General features: G+C 67.3%; 11 protein-coding genes and 3 pseudogenes. 11 read left to right on the plus strand and 3 right to left on the minus strand.

Translation table 11 applies throughout. The annotated features are described in order from the left end of the window. The 6 genes and pseudogenes from D3A59_RS21625 to D3A59_RS21650 all read left to right on the plus strand — a co-directional run. Positions 1-783: pseudogene (locus D3A59_RS21625) on the plus strand (2,3-epoxybenzoyl-CoA dihydrolase); the annotation flags it as partial. Positions 784-878: 95 nt separating this feature from the next. After that, positions 879-2262 (plus strand): annotated as a pseudogene (boxB, locus tag D3A59_RS21630) (benzoyl-CoA 2,3-epoxidase subunit BoxB). 78 nt (positions 2263-2340) lie between these two features. After that, positions 2341-3618 carry a benzoyl-CoA 2,3-epoxidase subunit BoxA gene (gene boxA, locus D3A59_RS21635; RefSeq protein WP_119157403.1) on the plus strand — a complete coding sequence of 426 codons (1278 nt, stop codon included), beginning with the start codon at positions 2341-2343 and terminating at the stop codon, positions 3616-3618. A gap of 128 nt (positions 3619-3746) precedes the next feature. Further along, positions 3747-4481 (plus strand): enoyl-CoA hydratase-related protein, encoded by a 735-nt coding sequence (locus D3A59_RS21640; RefSeq protein WP_240636164.1) that lies wholly within the window; start codon positions 3747-3749, stop codon positions 4479-4481. Then, positions 4478-6013 (plus strand): 3-hydroxyacyl-CoA dehydrogenase, encoded by a 1536-nt coding sequence (locus tag D3A59_RS21645; protein ID WP_119157405.1) that lies wholly within the window; start codon positions 4478-4480, stop codon positions 6011-6013. Before D3A59_RS21640 ends, D3A59_RS21645 begins: the two co-directional genes overlap by 4 nt. Then, entirely contained in the window at positions 6010-6810 is an 801-nt protein-coding gene (locus D3A59_RS21650; RefSeq protein WP_119157406.1) for an enoyl-CoA hydratase/isomerase family protein, read from the plus strand. The genes D3A59_RS21645 and D3A59_RS21650 overlap by 4 nt, the downstream gene beginning before the upstream one ends. Positions 6811-6895: 85 nt before the next feature. On the opposite strand, the pseudogene D3A59_RS21660 reads toward D3A59_RS21650, so the two are convergent. From D3A59_RS21660 to D3A59_RS21670, 3 genes and pseudogenes are all read right to left on the minus strand, one after another. Beyond that, positions 6896-7288: pseudogene (locus tag D3A59_RS21660) on the minus strand (IS66 family transposase); the annotation flags it as partial. Between the two features lie 56 nt (positions 7289-7344). Beyond that, entirely contained in the window at positions 7345-8079 is a 735-nt protein-coding gene (locus D3A59_RS21665) for a GntR family transcriptional regulator (RefSeq protein ID WP_119157407.1), read from the minus strand. 2 nt (positions 8080-8081) lie between these two features. Then, positions 8082-9791: a sigma 54-interacting transcriptional regulator gene (locus D3A59_RS21670; RefSeq protein WP_119157408.1), complete on the minus strand. Its 1710-nt coding sequence runs from the start codon at positions 9789-9791 to the stop codon at positions 8082-8084. A 280-nt stretch (positions 9792-10071) separates the two neighbouring features. On the opposite strand from D3A59_RS21670, the gene D3A59_RS21675 reads away from it, so the two are divergent. From D3A59_RS21675 to D3A59_RS21695, 5 genes are read left to right on the plus strand one after another with little or no spacing between them, the layout of a single operon-like run. Then, entirely contained in the window at positions 10072-10272 is a 201-nt protein-coding gene (locus D3A59_RS21675) for a phenol hydroxylase subunit (protein WP_119157409.1), read from the plus strand. 26 nt (positions 10273-10298) lie between these two features. Further along, positions 10299-11297: an aromatic/alkene monooxygenase hydroxylase subunit beta gene (locus D3A59_RS21680; protein ID WP_119157410.1), complete on the plus strand. Its 999-nt coding sequence runs from the start codon at positions 10299-10301 to the stop codon at positions 11295-11297. A gap of 34 nt (positions 11298-11331) precedes the next feature. Further along, positions 11332-11601 (plus strand): MmoB/DmpM family protein, encoded by a 270-nt coding sequence (locus D3A59_RS21685; RefSeq protein WP_119157411.1) that lies wholly within the window; start codon positions 11332-11334, stop codon positions 11599-11601. A 19-nt stretch (positions 11602-11620) separates the two neighbouring features. Then, positions 11621-13186, plus strand: coding sequence for an aromatic/alkene/methane monooxygenase hydroxylase/oxygenase subunit alpha (locus D3A59_RS21690; RefSeq protein WP_119157412.1), 1566 nt, complete (start codon positions 11621-11623; stop codon positions 13184-13186). Then, positions 13183-13539: a phenol hydroxylase subunit P4 gene (locus tag D3A59_RS21695; protein ID WP_119157413.1), complete on the plus strand. Its 357-nt coding sequence runs from the start codon at positions 13183-13185 to the stop codon at positions 13537-13539. Before D3A59_RS21690 ends, D3A59_RS21695 begins: the two co-directional genes overlap by 4 nt. Positions 13540-13560: the final 21 nt, after the last annotated feature.

Below are 13560 nucleotides of genomic sequence, written 5' to 3' on the forward strand. Positions count from 1 at the left end.
ATCGAGGCCGCGGGCGTGCGGTGGTGGCCGATGCAGATGGCGCGCGAGCTCGACGACGCGATCCTGTCGATGCGCACCAACGAGCTCGACATCGGCACCTGGCTGCTCAAGACCGAGGGCGACGCCGAGGGCGTGCTCGCCTGCGACCGGGCGCTCGCGCAGCACGCCGGCCACTGGTTCGTGCGCGAGGTCACCGGGCTGCTGCGCCGCACGCTCGCGCGTCTGGACGTCTCGTCGCGCACGCTGTTCGCGCTGATCGAGCAGGGTTCCTGCTTCGCCGGCACGCTCGCCGAGCTCGCCTTCGCCGCCGACCGCGCCTACATGCTGGCGCTGCCCGACACCCCCGAGCAGGCGCCGCGCCTCGCGCTCAGCGAGCTGAACTTCGGCACTTGGCCGATGGTCAACGGCCAGTCGCGCCTGGCGCGCCGCTTCTACGAGGAGGCCGGCCCGCTGGAGGCCGCCCGCGCTGTGATCGGCCAGGGGCTCGACGCCGATGCCGCCTTCCAACTTGGCCTCGTCACTGCTGCGCTCGACGACATTGATTGGGGCGACGAAGTCCGTCTGGCGATCGAGGAGCGTGCCGCAATGTCGCCCGACGCGCTGACGGGCCTTGAGGCCAACCTGCGCTTCGCGCAGAAGGAGACGATGGAGACGCGCATCTTCGGCCGCCTCACCGCTTGGCAGAACTGGATCTTCAACCGTCCGAACGCTGTCGGCGAGAAGGGCGCGCTCAAGGTCTACGGCAAGGGCGACAAGGCCCAGTTCGACCTCAACCGCGTCTGACCTTTGAGGGCTGCGCTGCGCGGGCTCCGGTGGAGCGCGCGGCGCTGTTTCACCACTTCACTCTCCACCCGATGTCCTGAAAACGGAGAACCGACATGTCGTCCATCAACTACAGCGAGAAGATCCCCAACAACGTCAACCTGTCCGAGGACCGCACGCTGAGGCGACATGGGCCCCGAGGGCTCGCAGGACTTCGACGTCTACCTGCGCACCGCGATCAGTGTCGACCCGCAGGGCTGGGCGCAGTTCGGCCACGTGAAGATGCCTGACTACCGCTGGGGCATCTTCATGAACCCGAAGGAGGAGGGCCGCCGGATCCACTTCGGCGAGCACAAGGGCGAGGCCGCCTGGCAGGACGTGCCCGGCGAGCACCGCGCCAACCTGCGCCGCATCATCGTCACGCAGGGCGACACCGAGCCTGCGTCCGTCGAGCAGCAGCGCCACCTGGGCCTGACCGCGCCGAGCCAGTACGACCTGCGCAACCTGTTCCAGGTCAACGTGGAGGAGGGCCGCCACCTGTGGGCAATGGTCTACCTGCTGCACAAGTACTTCGGCCGCGACGGCCGCGAGGAGGCCGAGGCGCTGCTGCAGCGCAACTCGGGCGACGAGGACAACCCGCGCATCCTGGGCGCCTTCAACGAGAAGACGCCCGACTGGCTGAGCTTCTTCATGTTCACCTACTTCACCGACCGCGACGGCAAGTTCCAGCTCGCGGCGCTCGCCGAGAGTTCCTTCGATCCGCTCGCGCGCACGACGAAGTTCATGCTGACGGAAGAAGCCCACCACATGTTCGTCGGCGAGTCCGGAATCTCGCGCGTCATCCAGCGCACGGTGCAGGCGATGAACGAGCTCAAGACCGACGACCCGGTGAAGATCCGCGCCGCCGGCGTGATCGACCTCGAGACCCTGCAGCGCTACCTGAACTTCCACTACAGCGTCACGATCGACCTGTTCGGCGCCGACCAGTCCTCCAACGCCGCGATCTTCTACAGCTCCGGGCTCAAGGGCCGCTACGAGGAAGGCAAGCGCAGCGACGACCACCTGCTCAAGGGCGAGAACTACAGGATCCTCGACGTGCAGGGCGACCGGCTGGTCGACAAGGACGTGCCGATGCTCAATGCGCTCAACGAGGTGCTGCGCGACGACTACATCAAGGACTCGGTCGCGGGGGTCGGTCGCTGGAACAAGGTGATCGAGAAGGCCGGCATCCCCTTCCGCCTGACCGTGCCTCACAAGGCCTTCAACCGCCAGATCGGCACGCTCGCGGGCGTGAAGGTCTCGCCGGACGGCCGCGTCGTGAGCGAGGCCGAGTGGGCCGCGAAGGTCGACGAGTGGCTGCCCTCGGCCGAGGACCGCGCCTTCGTCGCGAGCCTGATGGGTCGCGTCGTCGAGCCCGGCAAGTTCGCCAACTGGATCGCGCCGCCGGTGATGGGCATCAACCGCCAGCCGGTCGACTTCGAGTACGTGCGCTTCAACTGACCCAAGCGCCGACTGAGAGAAACAGCCAGTCCGGCGCCCCTGGTGCCCCCCGGACTGGCTTGCAAAGGATCACTCCCCATGGACATGGCAACGCCGTCGATCGTCATCCGCCAGCACCTGATCGACCCCGAGATCTGCATCCGCTGCAACACTTGCGAGGCGATCTGCCCGGTCAATGCGATCACGCACGACGACCGCAACTACGTCGTCAAGGCCGAAGCCTGCAACTTCTGCATGGCCTGCATCTCGCCGTGCCCGACGGGCGCGATCGACAACTGGCGCAACATGCCCCAGGTGCTGGCCTATCCCATCGAGGAGCAGCTGACCTGGGACGAGCTGCCGGCCGAGCTGACCGAGGACCAGATCGCCGCTGCAGGCGTCTCCGTCGCACTGGAGGAGGCCCTACCGCCGGCGGTGGAGGTGAAGTCGCCCGCTGCCGTCACCGGTGAAGTGCCCTTCATGTCCTCGGCGTACGGAACGACCCTGCCGCCCTGGTCGGCAGCACATGCCTACACCAATCTCTTCGGCCCGAAGAGCCCGACCGTCGCGACCGTGGTCGGCAACTACCGGGTCACCGAGGCCGGCACCGACAGCGACACGCACCACATAGTGCTGGACTTCGGCTCGCTGCCCTTCCCGGTACTCGAAGGCCAGTCGATCGGCATTCTTCCGCCCGGGGTGGATGCGCGCGGCAAGCCGCATGTCGCGCGCCAGTACTCGATCGCCTCGCCGCGCAATGGCGAGCGCCCGGGCTACAACAACCTCTCCCTCACGGTGAAGCGCGTGACGGTGGACCACGAGGGCCGCCCGGTGCGCGGCGTGGCCTCCAACTACCTGTGCGACGCCAAGGTGGGCGACGTGGTGCAGGTGATCGGGCCCTTCGGCGCGAGCTTCCTGATGCCCAACCACCCGCGCTCGAACATCGTGATGATCTGCACCGGCACCGGCAGCGCGCCGATGCGCGCGATGACCGAGTGGCGCAGGCGGCTCAGGGGCAGCGGCAAGTTCGAGGGCGGCAAGCTGATGCTGTTCTTTGGCGCGCGCACTAAGGAGGAGCTGCCGTACTTCGGACCGCTGATGAACCTGCCGAAGGACTTCATCGACATCAACCTCGCCTTCTCGCGCACGCCGGGCGCCTCGAAGCGGTACGTGCAGGACGCGATGCGCGAGCGTGCGATCGACCTCGTCGAGCTGCTCAAGGATCCGAACACCTACCTCTACGTCTGCGGCCTCAAGAGCATGGAGGAGGGCGTGGTGCTGGCACTGCGCGACGTGGTGCAGCAGGCCGGCATGGGCTGGGAGGCACTCGGTGCCGCGCTCAAGCGCGAGGGGCGCCTGCACCTCGAGACTTATTGATCCATTCCTGTGCGAATCGCAGGGTAGGCAATGCGTGAGCAGCAAGCCTGCCCTTTTTTCTTCTGGAGAGACTTACCTTGGAAACCTTGAAGATTTCCCGGGCTGAACGCGGTGTTGCCAAGGTCGAGATGGCCCGGCCGGCCGTGTACAACGCCTTCAACGAGACGATGATCGGCGAGCTGGCCGAGGCCTTCGATCAGCTGGCAGCAGACCCGGAGGTGCGGGCCATCATTCTGGCGGGCGAAGGCAAGGCTTTCAGCGCGGGCGCCGACCTGCAGTGGATGCAGCGTGCAAGTGAGGCCAGCTTGCACTGGAACCTCTTGGATGCACGGCGCTTCGCGGCGATGCTCGCCCGCATCGAGTCCTGCCCGAAGCCGACCATCGCGCGCGTGCAGGGCCTGGCGCTCGGGGGCGGGGTGGGCCTGGCCTGCGCCTGCGACATCGCGGTGGCAAGCAGCGACGCGAAGTTCGCCGTCAGCGAGGCGCGCTTCGGCATCCTGCCCGCCGTCATTGGCCCCTACGTCACCAACGCCGTCGGCAAGCGCCACGCCAAGAGATTAGCGCTGACCGCGAGCCGCATCGGCGCTGAGGAGGCGCTCGCGATCGGCCTCGTGCAGCGTGTCGTGCCGGCCGAGGAACTGGACGCCGCGGTGGACGCCTTCGTCGGCGAGCTGCTGCTGAACGGGCCGAACGCGCTCGGCGAGATCAAGACCCTCTTCGGGCAACTCGAAGTCGGCCCGATCACGCCCGAGGTGCGCGAGCTCACCGCGCAGACCATCAGTCGCGTGCGCGGCACCGACGAGGCGCGCGAGGGCTTCGCGGCCTTCCTGCAGAAGCGACCGGCCGCCTGGGTGAATCCATGAACGCGCTCTCCGCTTCCACGCCGGTGCTCGTCATCGGCGCCGGCATCATGGGCGTGGGCATCGCGCAGGTCGCCGCGCAGGCCGGCCATGCGGTGGCGCTCTTCGACGCGCGCGAGGGCGCGGCCGCGCATGCCCGGACCAAGCTCGCCGCGACGCTGGAGGGCCTGACCGCCAAGGGCAAGCTCCGACCCGAGGACGCAGCAGCGACCGCCGCGCGCATCCGTCCGATCGCGGCCCTCGAGGATGTCCGCGACGCGGGGCTCGTGATCGAGGCCATCGTCGAGAACCTGGAGGCCAAGCGTGCGCTGCTGCGCCAGCTCGAAGGCCTCGTCGCTCCCGACTGCATCCTCGCCTCCAACACCTCGTCGATCTCGATCACGGCGCTCGCCCACGGGCTGCAGCACCCGGGCCGGCTTGTCGGCATGCACTTCTTCAACCCGGTGCCGCTGATGAAATTGGTAGAGGTCGTCTCCGGACTGCACACCGAGCCCTTGGTGGCCGAGGCGATCTTCGGGCTGTCGAAGGCCTGGGGCAAGACGCCGGTGCACGCGCGCTCGACGCCCGGCTTCATCGTCAACCGCATCGCCCGGCCCTACTACGGCGAGACGCTCGCGCTGCTGCAGGAGCGCGCCGGCGAACCGGCGGTGCTCGACGCCTGCCTGCGCGCGACGGGCTTCCGCATGGGGCCGTGCGAGCTGATGGACCTGATCGGCCACGACACCAACTTCGCCGTCACCGAGTCGGTCTGGCAGGCGAACTTCATGGACCGGCGCTTCACGCCCTCCCTCGTGCAGCGCGAGCTGGTGGACGGCGGCCTGCTCGGGCGCAAGTCCGGGCGCGGCTTCTACGACTACCGCGAGGGCGCGGCGGGCGCGACGGCACCTGCGGCCGAAGCCGGGAACGCATCTGTACCGGGGGCCGGGTTGTTGGTGCTGCATGGCGATGGTGCTGTGGCCGAAGGTCTGGCGCAGGCATTGGCGCGGGCAGATGTCGCTTGTCGGCACGAACGTGACAGCAGCTGGGTCGGCTTGCAGGTCGACGCAGCGCAGCTGCGCCTGACCGACGGCCGGCCCGCGGCGCAGATCGCCGCCGAGACTGGCGTGCGGGATCTGGCCGTCTTCGACCTGCCGATCGCCGGCTTTCCCGCGTCTCCGGCGGCGCTCGCCTGGGCGCCGGCGGCCTCGGCCTCGCAGGCCTGGCAGCGTGACGCGGCGCAGTGGCTGCGCGTGGCGGGCTTCGCGCCGCAGCGGCTGCGAGATGCCGCGGGCCTCGTCGTCGCGCGCACGATCGCAATGCTGGTCAACGAGGCGGCCGACGCGGTGCTGCAGGGCGTGTGCACGCCCGAAGGCGCGGACCTCGCGATGAAGCTCGGCGTCAACTACCCCGCCGGCCCCTACGAGTGGCTCGCGCGCTGGGACGCCGCCGCCTTCGTGCAGCTGCTCGACCACCTGGATGTCCACTACCGTGGCGAGCGCTACCGCGTGAGCCCTGAACTGCGCCAGCGCGCCTGGCAGCAAGGAGCTGTCGCATGACCCGAGCCCTGGAGCTAAACACCGCCGACTTCCGCGTCGAGATCGGCGAGGACGGCATCGCCGAGCTGATCTTCGGTGCCCTCAGCACGATGCCGACCACCGGCGCCGCCGGGCACAGCGAGCTCGGCCGCATCTGGGGCCGGCTCGCCGCCGAGCCCGGCGTGCGCTGCATCCTCGTGCGCAGCGAGGGTAAGGGCTTCTGCGCCGGCGGCACGATGGAGGTCGTCGAGGAGATGATTGCGAGCGAGGCGGCGCGGCTGCGTGTGATGCGCGAGGCGCGCGAGATCGTGCAGGGCATGATCGACTGCGACCTGCCGATCGTCTCGGCGATCAACGGCGCGGCGGTGGGCGCGGGCGCGGCGGTCGCGCTGCTCGCCGACGTGACGGTCGCGGGACGCCGCGCCAAGATCATTGACGGCCACACCAAGCTGGGCGTGGCCGCCGGCGACCACGCCGCGGTGATCTGGCCTCTCTTGTGCGGTATCGCCAAGGCTAAGTACTACCTGATGACGTGCACGCCGCTCGACGGCGAGGAGGCGGAGCGCATCGGCCTCGTGAGCCTGTGCGTGCCGGACGAGGAACTGCAGGCCACCACGCGCCGTGTCGCGCAGCAGCTCGCCGCCGGCAGCCCGACGGCGCTCGCCTGGACCAAGCGCAGCCTCAACCACTGGCTGCGCGCGGCTTGGCCGGCCTTCGAGCATTCGCTGGCGCTGGAAATCCTCGGTTTCGCCGGCAGCGACGCGCGTGAGGGCCTCGCCGCGCTCCATGAGAAACGCAACCCGAGGTTCGGCGCATGAGGTTCGCGGACTTCCACCCAGGGCAGGTGATCGAGGCCGGCCCCTATGCGGTGAGCGAGGAGGAGGTGCTGTCCTGCTGGGTCCACAGCTCGTAGAACTTGCGCCGTGTGTGCGCGAGGCACCCCGCCTCGGTGATGCCCTGTGCGAAGAGCATCTTGTAGGCGCTGTAGTCGTCGCACACGAGCTTGCCTCGCCAGGCGTGGTCGGTGCCGATGCCGAGGAACGCCTAGGCGTGCCGCCCGGCGCGGCTATCGGCGAAGTCGAAGACCACGGCCTTGAGTTCGGCATAGGCGGTGGTGCAGTAGCTCCAGAGGTACGCCCGGTGCGTCTTGCCGTTGCCGGGCTTGAGTATCGCCACCGGCGTCTCGTCGGCGTGCAGCACTTCGTGGCGCAGCAACTCGTGCTTGAGCGCGTCGACCAGCCGCTGCAGCTGCACGCCGCACGCTCCCACCCACTGCGCCGGGGTCGAGCGCAGGATGAAGCGATCGCCGTGGTGCCCGTTCCAGACTCCGTTACATCACCCGGGCTCGGCTTTTAAGCTTGGGGACACGCCACCTCACGTAATGTCCACTCTGATCGCGCCAGCGCGTCCGGAGTCGCTCGGATGTGCGCCTCCAGCGCGAGGGCGGCGCGGGCCTCCTGCCCGGACATGGCCATCTCGAAAATAAGTCGATGCTCCGCGTGCACGTCACGACACCCCTGCAGGCTCCCGATGGCGATGCTGCGGTAGCGTTCGCTGTGACGGCTCAGGGTGCGCAGGACCTTCATCGTCCAGGGCGAGTCGCACGCGGCGATCAGCGCTTCGTGAAAGCGCGTGTTGAGTTGCTCCCAACGACGCCGGTCCTTGGGCCGCAGCGGCTGCTCGACGGCCGAGAGTTGGGTGTAGACGTCTTGCAGGTGGGCGCGCCACGCATCGTTTCCCCTCCGGATGGACTGTCGTAGGGCGTCGAGCTCAATGTGCAGCCGCAAGCGCGTGAGGTCCTCCAGGTCGGCAAGCGTCGCTGGTGCGACGCGGAACCCGCGCTGCCCTTCGCCGACGACGAGTGCGTCGCTCACTAGCCAGGTGATCGCCTCGCGCAGCGTTCCCGCACCGACGCCGTAACGCACCTTGAGGTGCTCGACCCGCAGCCGTTCATCCGGAGGCAGCCAGCCCTCGATGATGTCGTCGCGCAAGCGGACGTAGGCGTGTTCGATGAGAGTGCGCGACGGGTCTTCGCCCTCTGCCGCGGCGCCGGCCGTCGTCACGTCCTGGATGCTGCGTTTGGCCACGGTCAGTCCTTGTCGGTATTCGGGCTCATGTCGCCGGGGGCGTCTTTCAGCCGCTGCACCCGGTAGCTCAGTTGGGGCCTGGTGAGGCCGAGCGCCCGGGCCGCGGCGGCGAGGTTGCCGCCAGCGCGCGAGACTGCTTCCTGCAAGATCACCTGCTCCATCGCGTTCAGACTAAGGCCGCGACGCTGCAGTTCGTCATACAGCGTGCCGCCGTCGGCGGCGACATGCTGCTCAAGGTCGCCCTGGGCGTTGACGGTGAGGGGCGGCTCCCCCGGCAGTCCCGGGAACAGGCTGTCCACGTCGACCAGTTCTCCATCACCGACGAGGATCACCCCGCGCTCGATCAGGTTCTCGAGTTCGCGCACGTTGCCGGGCCAGGGATGGCGCCGCATGGCGTCCAGGGCGCGGTCCGTGAATCCACCCACGCGCTTGGCATGCAGGGAAGCGAAGCGCTGCAGCAGATGCATGGCCAGCGGCTCCACGTCCTCGACCCGCTCACGCAGCGGCGGGATGCGGATGGGGTACACGTTCAGCCGGTACAGCAGGTCGCGACGGAAGCGGCCGGCTGCCACTGCAGCGTCAAGATCGACGTTCGTCGCCGCCACGACGCGCACGTCGACCTTGCGCGGCTGCGTTGCGCCCAGGCGTTCCACCTCGCCGTGCTGCAGCACGCGCAGCAGCTTCGCCTGCGCGGTCAGTGGCAATTCGCCCAGCTCGTCGAGCATCAGGGTGCCGCCGTCGGCCCGTTCGAAGCGGCCGGGCCGTGCGACGCCGGCGCCGGTGTAGGCACCTTTCTCGGCACCGAACAGTTCGCTCTCGATCAGCTCGGCCGGCAGCGCCGCGCAGTTGATGGCCACGAAGGGTTTGTCGCGTCTGGGGCTCATCGCATGCAGGGCACGAGCGAAACGCTCCTTTCCGACGCCGGTCTCACCGGTCAGCAGCACCGTCACCTGAGTTGCCGCCGCCTTGCGCAGCAGCCCGATCGCGGCGTCGAAGGCCCGCGAGCGTCCCACCAGTGGGCCGAGTTCGTCGGCGGGTTCGAGCGTCGACCGCAATGACTCCACCTGGGACTGCAGGTCCTCCAGCCGCACCAGCAGCGAGTCGGCTTCGTAGTCGCGTGCCATTGCCTCGCCGTCAGGCCACTCGCCGAGAGGGCGTCCCTCAATGCGGCAGTGAGGGGATCCACATGCAGCGCACTCGGTTTCCTTGAACAGGATGACCTGGCCGAAGAACTCGCTGGTGTAGCCGGTTGCATAACCCAGCAGCATCCAGCACACCGGGTTCGTCTGCGGACCGAAGTCGCGCACGTGGCAATCCACCTCCCATGAATGGTCCCAGCGGAAGACACCGTCGAAATGACCGCGCGCGATGTCCACGTCAAAGCGCTCGGGCGTGACCTGCACCGAGCCATAGAGCATGTGCAATTGCGGCCCCACCGCGAACATCTCGAACAGCCCGGCGCAGCCTCGAACCTGTCTGGCCAGTGCTGCATCACGGCGGCCGGCGGCGTGGCCTGTTCGCATCAACACCCGGCGAGTCTGTTCCCAGCCGAAGCTGTGCATCAACTCGCGCCGCAGCAGTCCCATGGACGCAACGTGCACCAGCACCATCCGCTGACCTGCAAGCCAGATGCGGCCGTCCCCGGCCGAGAAGTGCACCAGGCGCCGGAGGTCGGTGTCGCCGGGAAGAGGGGGGAGAGTAGGAGCTGCCATTGAGCAATTATCGATAAATTTGAGCGGGCGAAGTCCGTGACTTCCCCAGTCAACTCATCAAATGATTACCCGGTTCACGGCTTGTTGTTCATTTGGTGAAGCGTGCCATGGGCATCTTGAAGCGCCTTGATTCAGGTTCTCGGGTTTGCCCTCATGGCCGCGCCGGTGCGAGGTCGTCAAAGAGGCGGCAGTTAGGTGGTTTCCCTGAGATTATCGAGATTCCATGGTTGGTGGCATGGACCGTGCGAAAGAGAGCGCATCCGACGAAAGCGTTGATGCGATGGACACCACCCAGCACCCCGACCCCGCCACCTTCGACCCGCGCCGCAAATTCGTGCGGCTGATGGACAGCCCGCGAGAGGACTTCGTTGCCTTCGAGTTCTCCATCGGGACGCCGGAACTCGCGGTCGAACTGCTGCTGCCGGTCGACGCCTTCGAGGAGTTCTGCGCCACGAACCGAGTCGAGCGGCTCGAGGCCTGACCAACCGCACGAGGAGACAGCTACCCATGAACATCGACCTGCAGGCACGGGACATCACCCCGCTGCGCCACACCTATGCGACCGTCGCAGCCCGCATTGGCGGGGACAAGGCCGCTTCGCGTTATCAGGAGGCCACCCTCGGCGCACAGCCCGAGGTGAACTTCCACTACCGGCCAACCTGGTCGCCGCAGCACGAACTGTTCGACAAGTCGCGCACCGCCATCGTGATGAGCGATTGGTACGCGCTGCGCGACCCCCGCCAGTTCTATTACGCCACCTGGACGATGACGCGGGCCCGGCAGCAGGACGCGATGGAGTCGAACTTTGCCTTCGTGGAGTCACGCGGCTTGGCCGACAAGATGGATGACGCGCTCAGGGCGCATGCGCTGTCCGTGCTGCTGCCCCTGCGCCATGTGGCCTGGGGTGCCAACATGAACAACGCCGCGATCTGCGCCTATGGCTGGGGCGCAGTGCTCACTGCGCCCGCGATGTTCCATGCGATGGACCACCTCGGCATCGCCCAGTTCCTCACGCGGCTGGGCTTGGCACTCGACACGCCCGAGGTGCTTGACCTCGCCAAGGCGGCCTGGCTGTCGGACCCGCACTGGCAGCCCCTGCGGCGGCTTGTCGAGGACACGCTCGTCGTCGCCGACCCCTTTGAGCTCTTCGTCGCGCAGAACCTTGTCATCGACGGGCTGCTGTACCCGCTGGTGTACGGCCGTTTCGTCGACGAGCACGTGGCGCTTCGCGGAGGCACGGCAGTGGCGATGCTCACCTCCTTCATGCCGGAGTGGCACGACGAGACGGCGCGCTGGGTGGACGCGGTGGTGAAGACGGCCGCTGCCGAATCTGAGGCCAACCGGGCGCTGCTGAATGGCTGGGTGCGGCAGTGGACAGCGCGCGCTGTCGAGGCCCTGGCACCAGTGGCGCACTTGGCGCTGGGCAAGCCTGGCGCGGAACTGCTGAACGAGGGCGTCGAAGCTCTGGCCGCCCGTGCGCGCAAGGCCGGTCTCGCCGCCACCTGAGCCTGCAAACCGCACCCCATACCGAGGAGAACCGATGTCCAACGTCTTCATCGCCTTTCAGCACAACGAGGAATCTCGTCCGGTGATCGAGGCCATCGTCGCGGACAACCCGCACGCAGTGGTCTCCCATTCGCCCGGGCTCGTCAAGGTCGACGCTCCCAACCGCCTGACGATCCGGCGCGACACGATCGAGTCGCAGACCGGTCGCCGCTACGACCTGCAGCAGATGCACATCAACCTCGTCACCCTGAGCGGGCACATCGACGAGGACGACGACCAGTTCACCCTGAGCTGGCAGCACTGAAACCCGAACAGGAGCATCCATGGACACCCGTGTCGCCAAGAAGAAGCTTGGTCTGAAGGACCGCTACGCCGCCATGACCCGCGGCCTTGCCTGGGAAACCACTTACCAGCCGATGGACAAGGTGTTTCCGTACGACCAGTACGAGGGCATCCGCATCCACGACTGGGACCGCTGGGAAGACCCGTTTCGCCTGACGATGGACGCCTACTGGAAGTACCAGGGCGAGAAGGAGAAAAAGCTCTACGCCGTCATTGAGGCCTTCGCGCAGAACAACGGCCAACTCGGCGTCACCGATGCGCGCTACATCAATGCGCTCAAGCTGTTCCTCCAGGGCGTCACCCCGCTCGAGTATTGCGCCCACCGCGGCTTCGCGCACGTGGGACGGCAGTTCCGCGGTGCAGGAGCGCGTGTGGCCTGTCAGATGCAGAGCATCGACGAGCTGCGCCACTACCAGACCGAGACGCACGCGCTGAGCCAGTACAACAAGTATTTCAACGGCATGCACCGGGCGAACCACTGGTACGACCGCGTGTGGTATCTGAGCGTGCCCAAGTCCTTCTTCGAGGACGCCATGAGCGCCGGCCCGTTCGAGTTTCTGACCGCAGTGAGCTTCTCGTTCGAGTACGTGCTGACGAACCTGTTGTTCGTGCCCTTCATGAGCGGCGCGGCCCACAACGGAGATATGTCCACTGTCACGTTCGGCTTCTCCGCGCAAAGCGACGAGAGCCGCCACATGACGCTGGGCATCGAGTGCATCAAGTTCATGCTCGAGCAGGACCCGGCGAACGTGCCAATCGTGCAGCGCTGGATCGACAAGTGGTTCTGGCGTGGCTACCGCCTGCTGACCATCGTCGCGATGATGCAGGACTACATGCTGCCAAAGCGCGTGATGAGCTGGAAGGAGGCTTGGGAGATGTACGCCGAGAGCAACGGCGGTGCGCTCTTCAAGGACCTCGCGCGCTACGGCATCCGTGAGCCGGCCGGCTGGGCCGACGCCTGTGAAGGCAAGCATCACATCAGCCACCAGGCCTGGAACGCCTTCTACAACTACAACGTCGCCGCGCCGCTGCACACCTGGGTGCCGCAAGACAGCGAACTCGACTGGCTGTCCGAGAAGTACCCCGAGAGTTTCGATGCACTGTACCGCCCGCGGCTGGAGTACTTCCGCGAGCGCCAGCAACAAGGGGAGCGCTTCTACAGCAAAACCCTGCCGATGCTGTGCAACACCTGCCAGATCCCCATGGTGTTCACCGAGCCGGGCCGCCCGGACGAGATCAGCTACCGAGAGGGCCGCTACCTCGGCGACGTCTACCACTTCTGCAGCGACCACTGCAAAGGCATCTTCGAGCAGGAGCCCGAGAAGTACGTGCAGAGCTGGCTGCCGGTGCACCAGATCTACCAGGGCAACTGCTTCAAGCCCGGCGCGGACCCCACCGCCGAAGGATTCGATCCGCTCGCCGAGGTGCTCGCGTACTACGAAATGGGCGAGGGCACGGACAACCTCGACTTCGAGGGCTCGCAGGACCAGAAGAACTTTGCCGCCTGGCGCGGCGAAAGCACCACTGCCAAAGGAGAAGCGTCATGAGCGTCGTCGCTGTCGCGTCCTATGAATTCACGCCGCGCGATGCACGCGAGCGTTTTCCCGCGCCGCTGCTCTACATCGGCTGGGACCGTCACCTCGCGTTCTGCGCACCGGTGTGCGTGCCGCTGCCGCCGGACATGCCTTTCGGCGCGCTGGCCACTGCGGTCCTGCCCGGCATCTACGGCTGGCATCCGGACTTCGCGCAGATCGACTGGTCCAGCGTGCAGTGGCTCAAGTCCGGACAGCCGTGGACGCCAGATCCGGCGAAGTCGCTCGCCGACAACGGGCTTGGCCACAAGAGCGCCATCCGCTTCCGCACGCCGGGGCTCGACGGCATCCGAGGCACTGGCATCTGAGGCCCTGGAAGGAGTCGCGCC

This window comes from Caldimonas tepidiphila (genome assembly GCF_003569765.1).
In the GTDB taxonomy this organism is placed as follows: Bacteria; Pseudomonadota; Gammaproteobacteria; order Burkholderiales; family Burkholderiaceae_C; genus Caldimonas; species Caldimonas tepidiphila.

Coding starts and splice junctions, on each gene's coding strand:
- D3A59_RS21690 (WP_119157412.1), top strand. CDS start 11,621: ATGGACACCCGTGTCGCCAAGAAGAAGCTTGGTCTGAAGGACCGCTAC.
- D3A59_RS21685 (WP_119157411.1), top strand. CDS start 11,332: ATGTCCAACGTCTTCATCGCCTTTCAGCACAACGAGGAATCTCGTCCG.
- D3A59_RS21695 (WP_119157413.1), top strand. CDS start 13,183: ATGAGCGTCGTCGCTGTCGCGTCCTATGAATTCACGCCGCGCGATGCA.
- D3A59_RS21645 (WP_119157405.1), top strand. CDS start 4,478: ATGAACGCGCTCTCCGCTTCCACGCCGGTGCTCGTCATCGGCGCCGGC.
- D3A59_RS21680 (WP_119157410.1), top strand. CDS start 10,299: ATGAACATCGACCTGCAGGCACGGGACATCACCCCGCTGCGCCACACC.
- D3A59_RS21650 (WP_119157406.1), top strand. CDS start 6,010: ATGACCCGAGCCCTGGAGCTAAACACCGCCGACTTCCGCGTCGAGATC.
- D3A59_RS21670 (WP_119157408.1), bottom strand. CDS start 9,791: ATGGCAGCTCCTACTCTCCCCCCTCTTCCCGGCGACACCGACCTCCGG.
- D3A59_RS21640 (WP_240636164.1), top strand. CDS start 3,747: ATGGCCCGGCCGGCCGTGTACAACGCCTTCAACGAGACGATGATCGGC.
- D3A59_RS21675 (WP_119157409.1), top strand. CDS start 10,072: ATGGACACCACCCAGCACCCCGACCCCGCCACCTTCGACCCGCGCCGC.
- boxA (WP_119157403.1), top strand. CDS start 2,341: ATGGACATGGCAACGCCGTCGATCGTCATCCGCCAGCACCTGATCGAC.